Source organism: Amycolatopsis rhizosphaerae, from assembly GCF_007713715.1.
Taxonomy (GTDB): Bacteria; Actinomycetota; Actinomycetes; order Mycobacteriales; family Pseudonocardiaceae; genus Amycolatopsis_E; species Amycolatopsis_E rhizosphaerae.
Window position 1 is genome coordinate 1 of record NZ_VJWX01000661.1, and the last position, 3,315, is coordinate 3,315.

The 3,315-nt window shown below is 67.8% G+C and carries 3 protein-coding genes and 1 pseudogene; 2 read left to right on the forward strand and 2 right to left on the reverse strand.

Annotated elements, in window-relative coordinates; translation table 11 throughout:
* Positions 1 to 286: 286 nt before the first annotated feature.
* Positions 287 to 715: pseudogene (gene rnhA, locus FNH05_RS35095) on the reverse strand (ribonuclease HI); the annotation flags it as partial.
* Positions 716 to 984: 269 nt separating this feature from the next.
* Between rnhA and FNH05_RS39845 the strand changes: the two are divergent.
* A complete protein-coding gene (locus tag FNH05_RS39845; protein ID WP_281287664.1) occupies positions 985 to 1,110 on the forward strand; it encodes a hypothetical protein in 126 nt (41 codons plus the stop codon).
* Between the two features lie 276 nt (positions 1,111 to 1,386).
* Here FNH05_RS39845 and FNH05_RS35110 read toward each other — a convergent pair whose 3' ends face one another.
* A complete protein-coding gene (locus FNH05_RS35110) occupies positions 1,387 to 2,064 on the reverse strand; it encodes an MBL fold metallo-hydrolase (RefSeq protein ID WP_144593151.1) in 678 nt (225 codons plus the stop codon).
* Between the two features lie 103 nt (positions 2,065 to 2,167).
* On the opposite strand from FNH05_RS35110, the gene FNH05_RS35115 reads away from it, so the two are divergent.
* A partial coding sequence (locus FNH05_RS35115) for an acyltransferase family protein (protein WP_144593152.1) occupies positions 2,168 to 3,315 on the forward strand: 1,148 nt, incomplete at its 3' end.

Below are 3,315 nucleotides of genomic sequence, written 5' to 3' on the forward strand. Positions count from 1 at the left end.
GCCGCTGGCGAGCCCTGCGCCACATCACCACCAGCCCACGCAAGATCGGGGACATCACCAAGGCCGCGCTCGTACTCACCCATTTTGAACACGGCCGACTCAGCTGAAAGACGCTGAGATCACTTCAGTGCCTGTCCGGGTCGTGGACATGGCATAGCCCTGATGGGCCGGCGTCGACGGCACATTGCTTACCGGTACGAGCAGTGGCTCGGCAACGCTGCCGTTGAGGCGTTTTGACCACTACGGGCAGGACCGGCCGATTCAGGGCTGCGGTGTCTCCCATCGCCTGGCGTGCTTCGCGGCAGCCGCGGCCCGCCAACTGATCCGCTCGCTCGTTTTCGGGATGGCCGGCGTGCCCTTTCACCCAATGCCACGCGACTTGGTGGGGCGCTATGGCGCTGTCGAGTCGCTGCCACAGGTCGACGTTCTTGACCGGCTTCTTGGCACTGGTTTGCCAGCCATTCACCTTCCACTGGGCCAACCACGAGGTGACACCGTTCTTCACGTAAGAGCTATCAGTGTAGACTTCTACGACCGACGGGCGTGTCAGGCTTTCCAGCGCCCGGATAGGTGCCATGAGTTCCATCCGGTTGTTGGTTGTCATTTCGGGCTCGCTGCCGTACAGGTCCTTCTCGTGGCGACCGTATCTCAGTACGGCGCCCCAGCCGCCCGGCCCCGGGTTCGGTTCACAGGCACCGTCGGTGTAGATCTCCACGACCGGTTCGTTTGTCACCCGCTGAACATAGCGATGTTCGTTGGCTGTGTGAGGTTACTCGTCGGCGGCGTACTCGTCCGCCTCGGGAGGGCGATCAGCAGTGAAGGTGTAGCTCACTGTGCCCGGTGTGCTGGATACCTGTACTTTCTTTGACCTTGCTGTACTCGATCCGGCAATGCTGCCGGCGATCCCGGAACTCACCGCGATCACGATGGCGGAACTGCATCGGGGCGTCGCGATGGCCAAGAACGCGGGCAGCGCGGATCGAAATGCTCGGTGCGGCCATCGTCGAATTCGATCCGCTGCCTTTCGACGCCGAGGGCGCGACACGGGACGGGACCCTGGTCGCGCTGACGCTGGAAGCGAATCGTGATCCAACGCCGCTGGGTCGGTGACAGGCGTGGCCCGTGCAGGCAGATCTGCGCGGATCCCGTTCTTGAGGTGGAAGGTGAAGTTGGGATCGGCGAGAAGGTTCGCATGCCAGTCGGTCGCGGCACCGCCGGCGCCGCTACACAGGTAAGTGGTGCCCGCAGCTCGGTAGAAGAAGATCTCGATGCGGCGTGCTCGGCCGGTGAGGTCGCGATCACGCCAGGGTGGATGATCAGCGCCGGTGACTGGGTCGAGCTGCCGAGTGGGGCCGCCGCGGACGGTGAGCGGCCCCGCTCGCCGAATCACCAGCCGCGTTCGCGCCACTCACCGAGCTTGGGACGCTCGGCACCCAACGTCGTGTCGTCGCCGTGGCCCGGATACACCCAGGTGTCGTCGGGCAGGACGCCGAACACCCGGGTCTCCAGGTCATCGATGAGCGAGGTGAAGTTCTCCACCCCAGCCGTTTTTCCAGGCCCGCCAGGGAACAGGGAGTCGCCGGTGAACAGGTGCGGGTGTCCGTGCGGGTCGCGGTAGAGCAGCGCGATCGAGCCGGGGGTGTGGCCGCGCAGGTGGAGGACCTCCAGCACGCAGTCGCCCACCGCGAGCCGGTCGCCGTGCTCCACCAGGTAGTCCGGCGGCACCGGCAGCGGGCCGGCGTCGAGGGGGTGGGCGGCGGTGTTGGCGCCGTTGGCCCCGGCGACCGCGCCCAGCGCCTGCCAGTGGTCGCCGTGCTGGTGCGTGGTGACGATGGTGCGCAGCGCGGGACGGTCCGGGCCGTGGCCGATCAGGTCGGAGATGCGGTCCGGGTCGTTGGCCGCGTCGATCAGCAGCGCCTCGTTCTGGGCCCGGCACACCAGCAGGTAGGTGTTGTTGTCCATCGGCCCGACGGACAGTTTGGTGATGGTCAGCGCTTCGAGCGTGCGGCGAGCGGCGTCGCCGCCCGGCTCGACATGGCCCGTGTAGTCCTCCACGACGTTCACCTCCCTACCGTAACCGGAGCGTTTCGGACGGTTCCACCCGTTCAGGTTCGTCTCAGCAACACCCCGTAGCCTGGCGGCTCCCGAAAACGATCTTCAGGAAGCCATGTCACAGCCCACTGCGACCTCCGCCTCCCGTTCCCCGCGCCGCATCAGCTGGGATGCCGTCCGGGTGGTCGCGGTGCTGGCCGTGATGCTGGGCCACATCACCCATCAGGGGCCCTACGCCCATCCCGAGCTGAACGGCTACCCGTTCCGGATCACTGCCCAGTTCGGGGCCGCGGCGCTGATGGTCGTCTCCGGGTTCTTCGTCTGCCACACGGTCCGCCGGGGCCGGACCGGCCGCTGGCTGGCCCGCAAGCTCGCCCGGCTGCTGCCTGCGTACCTGGTCGCGGCACTGGTGACCTACTTCGTCATGCGCTACGCCGGCGCGGTGTTCAACCACCAGGGTTTCGGCGATTCCTGGTGGGACTTCCTGTTCGGCCCGACCAGCGACGGCCGGGCCTGGGTGTCGTCTTGGTACGTCCCGGTCGGCTCCGACCTGGTGGTCAACCTGCTCATGCTGCAGGGCTGGAACCAGTCCTTCATCTGGCTCGACGGGTCCTACTGGACCCTGCCGGTGCAGCTGATGGTGTTCACCGGCGCGGCGGTGCTGTGGTCGGCGACCCCGTGGTTCTCCGGCGGCCGTGACCGGCGCGTCCAGGCACTGGCCTGGGCCATGATCGCGGTGCCGCTGGTGCTGCGGTTCTGGGTGATCGGCGTGCACAACCCGCAGCCGTGGGCCTACGCCGTCGTCTTCGGGCTCGGGCTGCACCGCATGCACGCCTTCGCGGCCGGTATCGCGATCTGGCTGTGGGCGCGGGACCGGATGACCGGGGCCCACCTCGCCGTGCTGCTCGCCGCGTCGGTGGCCGCACAGGACCTGCACCTCTACCCCGACCACGTCCAGCTTCCGTCCGACCCGGCCCGCCTGCCCTCCGACCTCGGCTTCGCGCTGATGCTGGTGGCGATCTGCGGGGCCGCCAAGGGGCCGGACTGGAAGTTCCTGCGACCCGTCGCGCCGGTGCTCGGCTGGCTGGCCGGCATTTCCTACGGGGTTTACCTGGTGCATCAGGAACTCGGCTATCTGCTGGCTCGTGTGCTGCTCGGCGCGGGATTCGACGGCTGGCTGCGGCTGCCGCTGGTGGTGGCGGCGGCGGTGCTGGCCGGCTGGCTGCTCACCAGGTTCGTGGAGCGGCCCGCCCACCGCAGGCT